At 58.2% G+C, this 14,808-nt stretch carries 10 protein-coding genes; 2 read left to right on the top strand and 8 right to left on the bottom strand.

Annotated elements, in window-relative coordinates; all coding sequences use genetic code 11:
* Positions 1 to 14: 14 nt before the first annotated feature.
* From BLL52_RS15385 to BLL52_RS15415, 7 genes are all read right to left on the bottom strand, one after another.
* Positions 15 to 419 carry a hypothetical protein gene (locus BLL52_RS15385; protein ID WP_075587545.1) on the bottom strand — a complete coding sequence of 135 codons (405 nt, stop codon included), beginning with the start codon at positions 417 to 419 and terminating at the stop codon, positions 15 to 17.
* Positions 416 to 1,513, bottom strand: coding sequence for a cell division protein ZapE (gene zapE / locus BLL52_RS15390; RefSeq protein WP_075587546.1), 1,098 nt, complete (start codon positions 1,511 to 1,513; stop codon positions 416 to 418). The genes BLL52_RS15385 and zapE overlap by 4 nt, the downstream gene beginning before the upstream one ends.
* Before the next feature lie 78 nt (positions 1,514 to 1,591).
* Positions 1,592 to 3,019: a dihydrolipoyl dehydrogenase gene (gene lpdA, locus BLL52_RS15395; RefSeq protein WP_075587547.1), complete on the bottom strand. Its 1,428-nt coding sequence runs from the start codon at positions 3,017 to 3,019 to the stop codon at positions 1,592 to 1,594.
* Between the two features lie 228 nt (positions 3,020 to 3,247).
* On the bottom strand, positions 3,248 to 4,540 hold the full coding sequence (gene odhB / locus BLL52_RS15400; RefSeq protein ID WP_075587548.1) for a 2-oxoglutarate dehydrogenase complex dihydrolipoyllysine-residue succinyltransferase: 1,293 nt from the start codon (positions 4,538 to 4,540) through the stop codon (positions 3,248 to 3,250).
* Positions 4,541 to 4,598: 58 nt separating this feature from the next.
* Complete coding sequence (locus tag BLL52_RS15405) at positions 4,599 to 7,469, bottom strand: 2-oxoglutarate dehydrogenase E1 component (protein ID WP_075587696.1); 2,871 nt, start codon at positions 7,467 to 7,469, stop codon at positions 4,599 to 4,601.
* Between the two features lie 185 nt (positions 7,470 to 7,654).
* Positions 7,655 to 9,550 (bottom strand): propionate--CoA ligase, encoded by a 1,896-nt coding sequence (locus BLL52_RS15410; protein WP_075587549.1) that lies wholly within the window; start codon positions 9,548 to 9,550, stop codon positions 7,655 to 7,657.
* A 156-nt stretch (positions 9,551 to 9,706) separates the two neighbouring features.
* Positions 9,707 to 10,309, bottom strand: a complete 603-nt coding sequence (locus BLL52_RS15415; RefSeq protein ID WP_075587697.1) for an isochorismatase family protein — start codon at positions 10,307 to 10,309, stop codon at positions 9,707 to 9,709.
* Positions 10,310 to 10,533: 224 nt separating this feature from the next.
* Here BLL52_RS15415 and BLL52_RS15420 point away from each other — a divergent pair, with 224 nt between their 5' ends.
* Positions 10,534 to 11,109 carry a C40 family peptidase gene (locus BLL52_RS15420; protein WP_139313415.1) on the top strand — a complete coding sequence of 192 codons (576 nt, stop codon included), beginning with the start codon at positions 10,534 to 10,536 and terminating at the stop codon, positions 11,107 to 11,109.
* Positions 11,110 to 12,379: 1,270 nt separating this feature from the next.
* Positions 12,380 to 13,606, top strand: coding sequence for an NnrS family protein (locus BLL52_RS15425; RefSeq protein ID WP_075587551.1), 1,227 nt, complete (start codon positions 12,380 to 12,382; stop codon positions 13,604 to 13,606).
* 384 nt (positions 13,607 to 13,990) lie between these two features.
* On the opposite strand, the gene BLL52_RS15430 is transcribed toward BLL52_RS15425, so the two are convergent.
* Entirely contained in the window at positions 13,991 to 14,668 is a 678-nt protein-coding gene (locus BLL52_RS15430) for a cupin domain-containing protein (RefSeq protein ID WP_075587552.1), read from the bottom strand.
* Between the last annotated feature and the right edge of the window lie 140 nt (positions 14,669 to 14,808).

The raw sequence follows: 14,808 nt of genomic DNA on the forward strand, positions 1-14,808 counted from the left end.
CCCTGCAGCTGCGGTCATTGCAGCTGTTTTCTAGGCACAACAGGTGGCTTGGCAGTCTGAGAGGCGTCCTGCAAGGTCTTTTCCTGCTGATTAGCCAATTTTGTTTCAATGCGCTTGAGCGCTTCAATGGCTCTGGTTTTACGCTCCATATCGTTGAGCAGCAGCTCCTGGCGACGCAATTCGTCCATCGCCAAACGCCTCTCCTGGCGGGCATCGCGCAGACAGTCAGACACTGCAAACCGGCTGTAGCACAGCCGCTCAGCCTGCTGGTACACCGCTTCATGACCCACGCGCTCTGCAGAGATCCGTTGCCGCTCGGCAGTAGGGTCCAGCGCCGCTGGCTCAGGTGCCAGGGTCTGGGCACCAGCCAACGCCTGCCAGCCCAACAACAAACCTACTACCAAGAGTCTTGATTTCATGTCAACCGCGTGTCCACGTTACGACGCTCCAGCGCCAAAAATTCACTTGTTTGCATTTCCTTGATGCGCGACACAGTGCGCACAAACTCATTGACCATCTGACCTTCGGTGTACAGCAGCTCTGCCGCCACCTGAGCCGACAGGATCAGATTCACCCGCCGATCGTAAAGCACATCCACCAGCCAGGTAAAACGCCTGGCCTCAGCAGCCATCCTGGGGGCCATCTGCGGAACATTGCTGAGCAGCACGGTGTGAAACTGGCTGGCCAGCTCCAGGTAATCATTTTGCGAGCGCGGGCCGCCACACAAGGTTTTGAAGTCAAACCAGACCACGCCGCCGGCACGCCGCTTGGCCTGAATCAAGCGTGACTCAATTTTCAGCACCGGATCCTGATCCGGCTGCTCTGCCAACCGCTCAAAGGCGATGGTCATGGCGGCATCTGCGTCTGGCCCCAGGGGCGTGTGATACAGCTGCAACTGCTCCATGGTCAGGCCCCGGTAGTCGGTGCCGTTATCAACATTGATCACCTGCAGCTCGCGCTTGATCATCTCGATCGCGGGCAGCAGGCGGTCGCGGTTCAGACCATTGGGGTACAGGTCATCGGGTTTGAAGTTGGAGGTGGTCACCATGCCTACGCCATTATCAAACAGCGCTTTGAGCAGACGGTGCAAGATCATCGCGTCGGTGATGTCCGACACATGGAATTCGTCAAAACAGATCAGCCGGTATTTTTTCGCCATGCGTTTGGCCAGTTGGTCCAGCGGGTTGACCGTGCCCTGCATGGCAGCCAGCTCGCGGTGCACCTCGCGCATGAACTCATGAAAATGCAGCCGCGTTTTGCGCTTGAGCGGCACCGCCTTGTAAAAGCAGTCCATTAGAAAACTCTTGCCCCGCCCTACCCCGCCATACATGTACACCCCCCGCGGAATCGGCGGGTGATTGATGATTTTTTTAAGCGCGTTGGAACGCTTTCCCTTGAATTTGCCCCATTCACGGGAACAGGTCTCCAGCGCCTGCACCGCACGCAGCTGCGCTGGGTCGGTGGCGAAACCACGCGTTTCAAGCTCTTGCAGATAGATTTTTCTGATGGTCACAGGCTAGCCAAATGCTACAAATAAAAGAGCTACTAGCGCTTATTCTATAAGGGCTAGAGGCCTATTTCTTATATATTACTAAAAATTCAAGGTACGCTTGTCTACCGCCAGCGCAGCTTCTTTGGTGGCCTCGCTCAAGGATGGATGCGCGTGGCAGATGCGGGCGATGTCCTCGGCGCTGGCACGGAACTCCATTGCCACCACGCACTCGGCAATCAGCTCGCTGGCCATCGGGCCGACGATGTGCACGCCCAGAATTTCGTCCGTGGTTGCGTCCGCCAGCATCTTGACCATGCCGGTGGTGTCACCCAAGGCCCGCGCGCGACCGTTGGCCAGGAACGGGAAGGTGCCCGCCCTGTAAGCCACGCCGTCGGCCTTGAGCTGCTGCTCGGTGCGGCCGACCCAGGCAATTTCGGGGCTGGTGTAGATCACCCAGGGAATGGTGTTGAAGTTGACATGCCCGTGCTGACCAGCAATGCGCTCGGCCACGGCCACGCCCTCTTCTTCGGCCTTGTGCGCAAGCATCGGCCCGCGCACCACGTCACCTACCGCCCAGACGCCCGGCAGGTTCGTCTTGCAATCGCCGTCGACCACAATCGCGCCACGTTCATCCAGCTTCAGGTCTACCGCTTCCACGTTCAGGCCAATGGTGTTGGGGACGCGGCCGATCGAGATGATGAGTTTGTCCACATCGAGTGTCTTGGCCTCGCCCTTGGCGCTGGTGTAGGCAATGTTCACACCCTTCTTGCCAGTTTTGATCTCGCCCACCGTCACACCCAGCTCGATTTTCAGGCCCTGTTTGTCAAAAGCTTTTTTTGCTTCTTTGGCGATTTGCTCGTCCACCACGCCCAAAAAGGTCGGCAAACCCTCCAGGATCGTTACATCCGTCCCGAGGCGCCGCCAGACTGAGCCCATTTCCAGACCAATCACGCCCGAGCCGATCAGGCCCAGCTTCTTCGGTGCAGCGCCGAGGCGCAAAGCACCGTCGTTGGACAGGATCATTTCCTCGTCAAACGGTGTGCCAGGTAACGCACGGGCGTTGGAGCCCGTGGCGATGATGATTTGCTGGCCGGTGATGGCTTCTTCAGCCGCGCCGGTCACCTTGATCTCATAGCCGTTTTCAACGGCCTTGACGAACGAAGCGCGGCCATGAAAGAAGCTGATCTTGTTCTTTTTAAACAGGTACAAGATGCCGTCGTTGTTCTGCTTGACCACCGTGTCCTTGCGCGCCACCATCTTGGCGACATCCATGCTCAAGCCCTTGACAGTGATGCCATGGTCTGCAAAGTGATGACTGGCTTGCTCGTAGTGCTCTGAAGACTGCAGCAACGCCTTAGACGGAATACAGCCCACATTGGTGCAAGTGCCACCGGGTGCCGGGCCGCCAGTGATGTTTTTCCACTCATCGACACAGGCGACGTTTTTGCCCAACTGGGCAGCTCGGATGGCGGCTATGTAGCCACCTGGCCCGCCACCAATCACGATCACATCAAATTGCTTGCTCATAACTTTTACTTTCTAAATGCCACAACTAACCGGAAAGCCAACAGCTGAAATAGCTCCGTCAGCAACTAGCGGCGTGTGTTGGGTGTGCAACGCAGCGCAGACTTGGGGTTTTGCCAAATCAAGGAGGAGGCTTGGGGTGCGCCCCAAGCTGGGGGACATTCGCGGAGTTGCATACCCAATACGCGCTGCGGGTTTAAACGAACTGCCTGTCCAGAATCAATAGGAAGTTCAGATATCGAAAAGCAGGCGCGCCGGATCTTCCAGCGCCTCTTTCATGGCCACCAGGCCCAGCACGGCTTCACGGCCGTCGATGATGCGGTGGTCATATGACATGGCAAAGTAGTTCATCGGGCGCACCACCACTTGGCCGTTTTCCACCATGGCGCGGTCTTTGGTGGCGTGAATGCCCAAGATAGCGCTTTGTGGTGGGTTGATGATGGGCGTGGACATCATCGAGCCAAAGGTACCACCATTGCTGACGGTAAAGGTACCGCCGGTCATTTCATCCATGCCCAGTTTGCCGTCACGCGCCTTGTTGCCAAACTCGGCAATCTTCTTTTCGATAGCGGCAAAACTCATCTGATCCGCATTGCGCAGAATCGGCACCACCAAACCACGCGGCGAACCCACCGCCACACCCACGTCGAAATAGCCGTGGTAAACAATGTCGTTGCCGTCCACAGACGCATTGAGCACCGGGAATTTTTTCAGGGCATGTACCGCCGCCTTGACAAAGAAGCTCATGAAACCCAGCTTCACGCCGTGCTCTTTCTCGAACCGGTCCTGCATGCGCTTGCGCATGTCCATCACCGGGGCCATGTTGATCTCGTTGAAGGTGGTCAGGATGGCGTTGGTGCTTTGTGACTGCAGCAGGCGCTCGGCCACCCGGGCACGCAGGCGGCTCATCGGCACGCGCTGTTCTGGGCGCCCTGCCAGTTCACCCGCCAGGCTCGTAGTCGGCGCCGATACTTGAGGCAATAAAGTGGCCGCAGCCCTTGCTGGCATTGCGGGAGCAGCTACTACTTTAGGTGCAGCCGCAGCACCGACTACTGCCACCAGCACATCACCCTTGGTGACGCGGCCGTCTTTGCCGGTACCGGCGACCGAGCCTGCAGCGAGCTGGTTGTCAGCCATCAGCTTGGCAGCCGCTGGCATGGCCACTCCTGCCATGGTGGTGCTGGCAACAGCCGCCGGTGCAACTGCAGCAGAAGCTGCTGGCGCGGCGGCGGCTGCCATGGCCAGGGTAATTGGTGCCACGGGGGCGGGGGCACCGGCCACCGCTTCGGTGTCGATGCGGGCCAGCAGTTGCTCGGCTGCCACCGTACTGCCGTCGGGTTCGATGATTTCAACAATCACCCCGGCCGCTGGCGCAGGTACTTCCATCACCACCTTGTCGGTTTCGACGTCGATCAGGATTTCGTCCACAGCGACCGCGTCGCCGACTTTTTTCTTCCACTGCAACAAGGTGGCTTCAGCCACAGATTCGGACAGTTGCGGGACTTTGACTTCTACGATTGCCATAACAATTCTTTCAAAAAATACTTGAGGTTTGCGCTGGTGCCATCACAGCCAAGCGTGCTTATTTGGTCAGAACAAAGCCCTTGAGCTTGCCGAAAGCGCCGTCGACCAGCGCTTTTTGTTGCTCTTGGTGCAGATGGGCGTAACCCACAGCCGGTGACGCCGAGGCGGTGCGCCCGCAATAGCCGAGTTTCTGACCCTCAAGCATGTTTTCGTGAATGTAATGCTGCACGTAGAACCAGGCACCCTGGTTTTGTGGCTCGTCTTGAACCCAGACCACCTCGGTGGCGTGGGGGTATTTTTTGAGCTCGGTGGCAAACGCCTTGTGCGGGAACGGGTAAAGCTGCTCCACCCGCATGATGGCCACATCGTCAAAGGCTTTTTCCTCGCGCTTTTTGGACAAGTCAAAGTACACCTTGCCCGAGCACACCACCACCCGCTTGACCTTATCAGCCTTAAGGGTCTTGTGGTCGGGGATGATGGTCTGGAAGCTTCCTTTGGTGAACTCAGCCAGCGGTGACGCCGCGTCTTTGTTACGCAACAGCGACTTGGGTGTGAAGATGATCAAAGGCTTGCGCAGGTTACGAATCATCTGACGACGCAACACATGGAATATCTGGCTGGCTGTGGTGGGCTGCACCAGTTGCATGTTGGTATCTGCCGCCAACTGCATGAAGCGCTCGACACGCGCCGATGAGTGCTCTGGGCCTTGGCCCTCGTAGCCGTGCGGCAGCATCAAGGTGATACCGTTGACACGTCCCCACTTCACCTCGCCAGACGCGATGAACTGGTCAATCACCACTTGCGCGCCGTTGGCAAAGTCGCCAAACTGGGCTTCCCAGATCACCAGCGTGTTCGGGTCATTGGAGGCATAGCCATACTCGAACCCCAACACCGCTTCTTCGGACAGGATGGAATCGATGACGCTGAACGGTGCCTGGCCTTCTGCCACATTGGACAAAGGCACGTAAGTACCGGTATCCCACTTTTCACGGCTTTGATCGTGAATGACCGCGTGACGGTGGGAAAAGGTGCCGCGACCGCTGTCTTCGCCAGACAGTCGCACCGGGTAGCCACTGACCACCAACGAGGCAAACGCCATGTGCTCACCCATGCCCCAATCCACCGGGATGTCGCCACGGCCCATGGCAGCGCGATCGTCGTAGACTTTCTTCACCAAGGAATGCGGGCTGACACTGGCGGGAATTGTGGTGATCTTCTCGGCCAAGCGCCTCCACTCTGCCATCGGGATGGCTGTGTCGCAGGCATCGGTCCATTTTCTATTCAAAAACGGTGTCCAGTCCACGGCATATTTGCTCTTGAAGTTGGTCAGCACCGGGTCAACCGTGTGGCGACCAATGTCCATGGCGGCACGGTAGGCCTTGAACATATCGTCCCCCAGGGTAGCGCCCAGACCTTGGGCTGATAGCTTGTCAGCGTATATCTTGCGGGTTCCGGGGTGCTGGGCGATCTTTTTGTACATCAGCGGCTGGGTAAGCGCCGGGGTGTCCTGCTCGTTGTGGCCGAGTTTGCGGAAACAAATGATGTCAACCACCACGTCTTTGCGGAACTCCATGCGGTAGTCCAGCGCCCATTGCATAGCCATGACCACGGCTTCCGGGTCATCACCGTTGACGTGCATCACCGGCGCTTCCACGCCTTTGACGATGTCAGTGCAGTACAGGGTGGAGCGGTAGTCACGCGGGTCAGAGGTGGTGAAACCAATCTGGTTGTTGATGATGATGTGCACCGTTCCCGCCGTGGTGTAACCACGGGTTTGCGCCAGCGCCAGGGTTTCCTGGTTGACGCCCTGGCCGGCAAAAGCGGCATCACCGTGCACCAGAATCGGCAGCACCTGACGCCCTGTTGGGTCGGCGCGGCGGTCCATTCGGGCGCGTACTGAGCCCTCCACCACCGGATTGACAATTTCCAGGTGCGACGGGTTGAACGCCAGGCTCAAGTGCACTGGGCCACCGGGTGTGGTGACATCAGAGCTGAAGCCCTGGTGGTATTTCACGTCACCCGAAGGAAGCGCCTCAGGGGCGGTATGGTCAAACTCGGCAAACAGATCGGCGGGCATTTTGCCCAAGGTGTTGACCAACACATTCAAGCGACCACGGTGGGCCATACCAATAACGATTTCCTGCACACCACGGCTCCCGGCCTGCTGGATCAGTTCGTCCATCGCGGCAATGAAGCTCTCTCCACCTTCCAGCGAGAAGCGCTTTTGGCCTACATACTTGGTATGCAAAAAACGCTCTAGGCCTTCTGCTGCGGTCAAGCGGTCAAGAATGTGCTTTTTCTTCTCAACATCAAAGCTCGGCTTGCTGCGCACACTTTCCAGCCGCTGCTGCCACCAGCGCTTTTGCGTCTGGTCAGTAAGGTACATGTATTCGGCACCGATGCTGCTGCAATATGTCTCACGCAAAGCATTAAGAAGATCACGTAAGGACATGACTTCTTTGCCAAAGAAGGTATTGCTGGTGTTGAAAACAATTTCAAAATCAGCATCTGCGAAACCATAAAACAAGGGGTCCAACTCGGGGATATCTTCACGCTCGGTGCGCTTCAAGGGGTCCAGATCGGCCCAACGAGCACCCACATTGCGGTAAGCGGCAATCAGTTGCTGAACGGCAACGCGTTTGCGGCCCAGTTCGGAGTCGGCGCCGGTTTGCAGCACGGTTTGGTTGCTGCCCTGTTTGGCAAGTTCAGCAAAAGCGTTGATGACCGGTTGATGCGGTACGTCGCGAGTATTGCTGCCATCCACTGCAGGTACATGCTGCAGCGCGTCAAAATAATCGCGCCAAGTGTCGGGAACACTGCTGGGGTTGGCAAGGTAGTTTTCGTACATCTCCTCGACGTACGGGGCATTGCCACCAAACAGATAGGTGTTGGCCTGATAGGCCTGGTAAACCGAGTTTGTCTCACTCATATATTCGCTGACTTTCACTCCCCTTCAGGGAGCTTTAGCTGGTTAAAGCTAGGATTAGTTAACCTCCCGCGTCACGGCTTGACCGTTTGGCGGATGCGACTGTGGCGTTGGAAGGGCCTGTGCGAAAAGTGATTGTGCCACCGCGAGGGTGGCACCAAACTTACAAAATCTTGATTTTCCTCAAATCAGGCGGTGACCAGGTCCTTGATTTGCTGCAGCGCTGCCGGGTCGTCCATGGTGGTCAGGTCACCTGGGTCGCGACCCTCACACACGGCAACGATCGCACGACGCAGGCACTTGCCGCTGCGAGTTTTCGGCAGCACGCTGACAAAACGCACGCGTGCCGGGCGCGCGACAGCGCCCAAGTCACGGTCGACCATTTTGAAGACCTCGGCCTCCAGGGCCTTGGCACTGGCATCATCGGTCACCAGGTCCGGGTTTTTCAGCACCGCAAAAGCCATGGCCACCTGGCCCTTGAGCTGGTCAGCCACGCCTACCACCGCCACCTCGGCGATGTTCGGGTGGGCGGCAATGCTCTCTTCGATCTCACGCGTGCCCAGGCGGTGGCCAGCCACATTGATCACGTCGTCGGTGCGGCCCAAAATGAAGAAGTAGCCATCGGGATCGCGAATACCCCAGTCAAAGGTGCTGTAAATCAGCCGGCCGGGCACACTCTTCCAGTAGGTGTTGACAAAACGCTCGTCATCGCGCCAAACGGTTTGCATGCAGCCCGGAGGCAACGGGCCTTCGACAGCAATCACGCCCTTTTGATTTGGGGCGGTGAGTTCTTCGCCAGTCTGGTCGTCAAGCAATTTGACGTCATAGCCATACACCGCTTTGCCAGGTGAGCCAAACTTGGTCACTGCCTCTTCAACCCCGTTGCACAGCGACAAAATCGGCCAGCCGGTTTCGGTCTGCCAATAGTTGTCGATGATGGGCTTGCCCAAACCGGCGCTGATCCACTGCGCGGTGGGCTCGTCCAGCGGCTCGCCAGCCAAAAATAGGGCTCGCAAGCTGGACAAGTCGTATTTGGTAAGCAGCGCTGGGTCTTGTTTCTTGAGCACGCGCACCGCTGTAGGCGCGCTGAACATCACTGTCACCTTGTATTTCTCGACCAGGCTCCACCAGATGCCACCATCCGGGCGGGTGGGTAGTCCTTCGTACATGATGGTCGCCATGCCGGAGATCAGCGGGCCATAAATGATGTAACTGTGGCCCACCACCCAGCCGATGTCGCTGGTGGAGAAGTAGGTTTCACCAGGATTGCCGGCGTAGATGTATTTCATACTGGCCGCCAGCGCCACGCAGTAACCGCCGGTATCGCGCTGCACGCCTTTGGGTTTGCCGGTGGTGCCGCTGGTGTACAGCGTGTAGCTTGGGTGGGTGGCGTCCACCCACTCGCAATCGACCACGGTGTCGAGGTGTTTGTCACGCAACGCAGCCCACAGGTGGTCACGTCCGGCCACCAGATCCATCGGGGACAAGCCACGATCGACCAGCAAAACGGCTTCAGGCTTGTACTTGGACAAGCGCAGCGCCTCATCCAGCAAGGGCTTGTAGGGCACCGGCTTGCTACCGCGCGAACCGGCATCCGCGCTCACCACCACCTTGGGTTCTGCATCTTCAATACGCGAAGCCAGCGAACCCGATGCAAAACCGCCAAAGACCACCGAGTGAATCGCACCGATGCGGGTGCAGGCCAGCATGGCAAACGCGGCCTCGGGAATCATCGGCATGTAGATCAGTACCCGGTCTCCCTTTTGCACGCCGAGGTCTTTCAACACTGCAGCCATTCGTTGAACTTCTGCGTGCAACTCTTTGAAGGAAAATACTTTTTCCTGATTGGTTTCGGTCGAGACAAAAATCAGCGCAGCCTGATCCGAGCGGGATGCCAGATGCCTGTCTACCGCGTTATGGCACAGGTTGGTGGTGCCACCCACAAACCATTTGGCAAAGGGCGGATTGCTGTAATCACAAATCTGTTGCGGGGGCACCTTCCAGTCCACCAGTTGCGCCTGCTCCCCCCAAAATGCATCGCGGTCTGTCAGGGAGCGTTGGTGGAATTCGGCGTAACTGGTCATTTTTTTCTCCGTTAAAGGGTGGCTGAACTGAATTCATAATTATGAACGAACATCTTTCAAGACCCTGGCGGGCGGCACTCTGCTATCGAACAAAAGTGCTTCTCATCAAGTCATTATTTCATAGCTATCAGCGCTTTACCAGTAAGGGCTAGAGCCTTATTTGATCAATGGTAGAACCGCTTTGAACTGTGGATGTTCGGCAGAGCGCAGCCACTCAAAAGCCACCATCTCCGTGGTCACCAGTTCGGCGCCCGCCCCGGCCAGTCGGTCAAAAGCGGCGTCGCGGTTGCGCTCCGTGCGTGAACTGCAGGCATCGGTGACAACCCAGACGTCAAACTCGTCTTCCAGCAACTGCAATGCCGTTTGCAGCAGGCACACATGCGCCTCGCAACCGGCAATCACAATGGTGTTGCGCTCTGAGGGTGTATTGGACGGCTTTTGTAGGTGTTTTGGCAGGCTTCGCGCATTGCCTGCAGGCGGCTTGACTGGCGGGCGCAACCACTCGCCTAAACCTTCTTCAACCCCACCGAAATGCATCTTGGCCAGGGTGCGCTGGCACAAGGCTCTGACTTCGGGTGCGTTTTCACCCAGCTTGGAGGGATTTTGCTCGGTGCCGATCACCGGCACGTTGAGCAGCCGCGCCATCTTCGCCAGCCTAACGGCATTGGCCAGCACCAGAGGCGCCTCGAAAATAGCGGGCATGAGCCGCGCTTGGTAATCGACCAGTACGAGTTGGGACGTATCAGCTTCTAGCAACATGGGCATCTTTCAAGAAACACTGCAGACCAGGTATTAAACCCCAGGCCATCCCGACGCGAATGTCTGCGCCGGCATGAACAGACAATTTTTTCAATCTGACACAGAAACTTCAAAAAAAGTTTAACATTAATGTTTATAATCAACGCGTTACAAGTTATTTCAATAAGTCACTTTAAGCATAAAAACATTCTCACAAATGCAATTTTGCTGCTATGCTCTCTCTCATGCGTTTTTTGCCACTCGTTCTCAGCGTACTCTTTGCCAGCGTGGCGCATGCGGCGCCAGTTGCAGCACCTGAAGAGACGAGTCAGCCGCTGATCAACATCCCCGGTTTGCAGCAAGTGCAAGATGTCGGCCGGGCCGTTGGGACCCAAGCCACCGAGTTGGTCTCCGCGGCAATGGGCTTTTTGGGCGTACCGTACCGGCGCGGTGGCACTTCCGCAGAAACCGGATTTGATTGCAGTGGCTTGGTAAAAACGGTTTACCAAGACTCGCTTGGCTTGGTTTTGCCGAGGGTTGCCGCACAACAAGCTGCCAGTACTAAAAAAGTTGCCCGCAACGACTTGCAACCTGGCGATCTTGTGTTTTTCAACACCATGCGCCGCGCCTTTAGCCATGTGGGTATTTATATTGGTGACGGGAAGTTTGTCCACGCCCCCCGGTCGGGCGCTGGAGTGCGCATTGAAAGCCTGAGCGGGGCCTACTGGAAAAAGCGCTTCAACGGTGCGCGCCGCGTGCTGGCTTTGGACGACGAGCCCACACCGCTAGTCATGCGGGTGAGCGACCCTGCCATTCGCTGACCCAGTGGTGCTATGCCCAGCATAGCTAAAGGCCTTTGTCCCGCTTAGGCTAAAAAGCAAATACTCTTTCCCTTGTTGCGCACGCTGTACTAGCGGGTCAGTTGTATCGCGCTTTTTCCCTTGACATCGCCCAACACTTTGGATAGCGCATGTTTGGGGTTTAGGGAGCTATGGAACGGAAAACATGGTTAAGGGGTTCCAAGCCCAAACCGGCGGAATTTGTCCAGTTCACCAAAAGTCTGGCTTTGAACTGCCCCACGCGCGAAATAGGGCACGCAGCTGTATCACCCGCCGACATTCATAGTCGAGAAACCTTAAGAACCAGGTTTACGACCAGTGAGGCTATCCGACATGGTTTTGCGCACAAAGATTTGCGTGTATCAGAAGGGGCCTTCGCGGCCTACTGCGGTCAGCGTCGAAAAACAGATGTTGGCGACAGCTCCCAGTGCACGCTTTAAGCCCTTGGCGGAATATTGGATACATTCTGCCGGTTTGGGCTTGCAACCCCAGATTCGAGGTGTTGCCCGTCAGCAGCCCGATCAGGCCTAGCTCACACACCGATTGGACCGAACCGGCAATATCAAAGGCTGCGATTTGATTGGCGGTCAGGGCAGCCATGCTCAGGCCAAACAGCAGATGTAGACCTTGGCTGGTTTCTGCACCGCATAGAAAGCCGCATCATCCCAGTGGGTGCGTGTGGTGCTCAGACGCTTGGCGAAATGCGAGAAAGCCCTGATAGCGGTGAAACTGCGGCGCTGGCACAGACCATCAGATCGAATGCCGACAACTTTACTGACCCAATTTTTCTCCGACTACGGGATTACCTTAGGCCCCTGGATCCGCACTATTGAAGTATTTTCTGTGGTGCTGGTGACCTCTGTCCGCGTGGACTGACGAGCTCGATCTTAAACTTATCGCCCATCTGGAATGGCAGGTGTTTTTGCAGTGGTCGCAAACCAGAAGAAGCGCTGACGTAAAATTTTTACGATTGAAAGTGATGGGGCGCACGCCAATCCCCTAAGCAACGGCGGCCAAGGTCTAGCTGCGCCTGGCCGCACCTTTCTACCTGCCGCTGACAACGCTGAACCTGACTCCGGTGGCGCTGGGCGGGCACCGGGCACTGGGCACTGCGCCCCTCGTAAAATCCTGGCTCCTGCCGATGCCCCACACCTTTGGCTCCTGAGCCGGGCACCGCCGCGACAGAACCGCTGTTTTCCGCGGTTCCGACCTTTACCCCAACCCGCACGCCTTGCGGCCGCAATAACCGCCGATGTCAGATTCCGCCGTCTCCCGTTTGCAACCGCCGCGTCTGGCCGACCTTTGGCAAGCCCCGCATCGGCCGCTTTTTCTGATGGCCGGGCTGTGGGCGCTGGGCGCGCTGTTCTGGTGGCAGTGGGGCTGGTGGTGGTGGCCGCAGATCGGCATGCCGCAATTGGGCACGCCGACGCTGTGGCACGTGCACGAGATGATCTTCGGCTTCGGCGGCGCGTCAGTCGCCGCCTATTTTCTGACCGCGGTAACGAGTTGGACCGCGCGCCCCATACTCGCTGGCCGGCCGCTGATGCTGCTGGTAGCCTTCTGGGTCGCCGCGCGTGGGGTGATGCTGGATGCACAGACGTTACCGCTGCTGTTGCTGCTGGCCCCGGGTGCGCTGTACTTCGGCATGGTGACGGCGCTACTGCTTCGCGATATCGTCGCCAAACGGGTCTGGAACAAACTGGGTTTTCCGGGCGCGATCCTGGCGCTGGGCGTCCTCGACGCGCTGCTGGTGATCGCCGCGCGCGAAGGCTGGGCGCTGGACGTCGTGGCACTCAAGCGCGCGGCGGTGATGTTTTTTGCCATGAAGGTGGCCGTCATCGCTGGCGGCATGATCCCGGCGTTCACCGCCAACTGGCTGCGCCAGACGGGCTCGACGGTGGTGCCGCCGCTTGAAAACCGCTTGGCCAATCGCCTGGGGCTGGTGACGCTGTATATCGCGCTGGTGCTGACGCTGGCTGGCGCCGAGGTCGCCAGCGGCTGGGCGCTGATCATTGCCGGTGTCGTCCAGGGCTGGCGCCTGACCGGCTGGCGCTCATCTGCAATCGGCGGCAATGGGCTGCTGGTGATGATGCACACCACCTTCTACTCGCTGGTGGCAGGTTTGTTGATTGTCGGCGTCTCGCGCCTAGCGCCGAGCTTCTGGCCTGAAGCCGACGCGGCGCACGCGCTGACCATGGGCGCGATGTCGGGCATGGTGCTGGCGGTGGCGTCGCGCGCCGCAGCCCGTCGCGACGACAGCAGATTGCGCGCGGGGCCGCTTTTACCGCTGGCCTATGCGCTGGTCTGGCTGGGTGCCTGGACGCGCGTCACCTCGCACTTTCTCTACGGCTGGCTGGACAACCCAGTGGCACTCTCGGCAACACTGTGGTGTGCCGGCTGGATCGTCTTCCTTGTCGCCTTCATGCCGACCATCGTCGGTCCCGTGCTGCGGCCTGTCTTTAGCGGCGCCAAGGTTTAAATCTGCCGATCTTTAGGGCCGGTGTAGCTCGGTACGCTCTTTGGTCGCGTTGAAGTGCATCTTGGCCAGTGGTTTCTAAAACAGGGTGCGCAGCGCTGGGTCGTTGCCGCCCCGGCGGGCGAGGTTTTGCGCGGTGCCCCACAGAATCACGTCCAGTGTGCAGGTGATATCTGCCACGGGCAGAGCATCGGCTAAAGAGGTCTAGCCTTCGTGCAGGACAGGCATCAGCCGTTCCTGGTAGCCAACCAGCGCGCATTGGGATTCAGTCACGTCAAGTAGCGTGGGTTGTGATGCTCTGGGTTGTGGTGCTCTGGGCTGTCAGGCTCTGGGGACAGGGACCATTGTTGTAGCATTGGTGTGCAGAAGTGGTAACCAATGAGGCGCTCATGCGCGCAGTAAATGTCCGGTGGTGACCATGATCAGACAGCCCTCTACGCTGAAAGGCTGATGCTGACTCATGTGCGGGCTGCGCAGCCAGCTGCCAGCCGGGTAATGCCCGTGCTCGTCAGAGAACACGCCCTCCACCACTAGGATTTCTTCGCCGCCGTAGTGCCGGTGAGGATTGAAATAGGTCTCGGGCGCCCAGCGCACCATGGCGGTGTTGCGGGTACCAAACGCGCTGATCGGCAACACCTTCAGGCCTGGCACCAAACCCTGGTGCCAGTGCGCCGTGCGGGTGTTGATCACCACGCGCTCGGTGTCTGCCGGGTCGAGGTAGCGCAGTTTGACAAACAACGTACAGCCGTCGGTGGAATAAGGCGCATGGCCCGAGCCGGGCGGATTTTGCAGGTAAGTGCCTGCCGGGTAGTCGCCGTGCTCATCGCTTAGCGTGCCTTCCAGTACCAAAATTTGCTCGCCCAGCTCGTGGGGATGATGGTCAAAGCTGGCGGCTGCCTCATACCGCACGATGGATGTGGCGCGCGCAACCTCGCCGCCGTTGCGCTTCAGCAGGCGCTGGTGCACCGGGGCTGATGGTGAGGGCTGCCATGGCAGCGTGCGGCTGTCCACCACGCAGCGCTGGGTGATGTCGTCGTTGAGCAGGGTTTGGCTGATGGCGTTCATGGGGTGTCCGTGTCGGGTGCATTAGCAGCAGGCGAAGTGGCGGGTAATGAAGTGGCAGCCTGATATGGGTTGACGGTGATGCGACACCTTGGATGGCCAACCCACACCTGGCCAAAACAACCGCGGCACTGCGCATCGAT

Source organism: Rhodoferax antarcticus ANT.BR, from assembly GCF_001938565.1.
Classification (GTDB): Bacteria; Pseudomonadota; Gammaproteobacteria; order Burkholderiales; family Burkholderiaceae_C; genus Rhodoferax; species Rhodoferax antarcticus.

Coding starts and splice junctions, on each gene's coding strand:
- BLL52_RS15385 (WP_075587545.1), bottom strand. CDS start 419: ATGAAATCAAGACTCTTGGTAGTAGGTTTGTTGTTGGGCTGGCAGGCG.
- lpdA (WP_075587547.1), bottom strand. CDS start 3,019: ATGAGCAAGCAATTTGATGTGATCGTGATTGGTGGCGGGCCAGGTGGC.
- odhB (WP_075587548.1), bottom strand. CDS start 4,540: ATGGCAATCGTAGAAGTCAAAGTCCCGCAACTGTCCGAATCTGTGGCT.
- BLL52_RS15405 (WP_075587696.1), bottom strand. CDS start 7,469: ATGAGTGAGACAAACTCGGTTTACCAGGCCTATCAGGCCAACACCTAT.
- BLL52_RS15410 (WP_075587549.1), bottom strand. CDS start 9,550: ATGACCAGTTACGCCGAATTCCACCAACGCTCCCTGACAGACCGCGAT.
- BLL52_RS15415 (WP_075587697.1), bottom strand. CDS start 10,309: ATGTTGCTAGAAGCTGATACGTCCCAACTCGTACTGGTCGATTACCAA.
- BLL52_RS15420 (WP_139313415.1), top strand. CDS start 10,534: ATGCGTTTTTTGCCACTCGTTCTCAGCGTACTCTTTGCCAGCGTGGCG.
- BLL52_RS15425 (WP_075587551.1), top strand. CDS start 12,380: ATGTCAGATTCCGCCGTCTCCCGTTTGCAACCGCCGCGTCTGGCCGAC.
- BLL52_RS15430 (WP_075587552.1), bottom strand. CDS start 14,668: ATGAACGCCATCAGCCAAACCCTGCTCAACGACGACATCACCCAGCGC.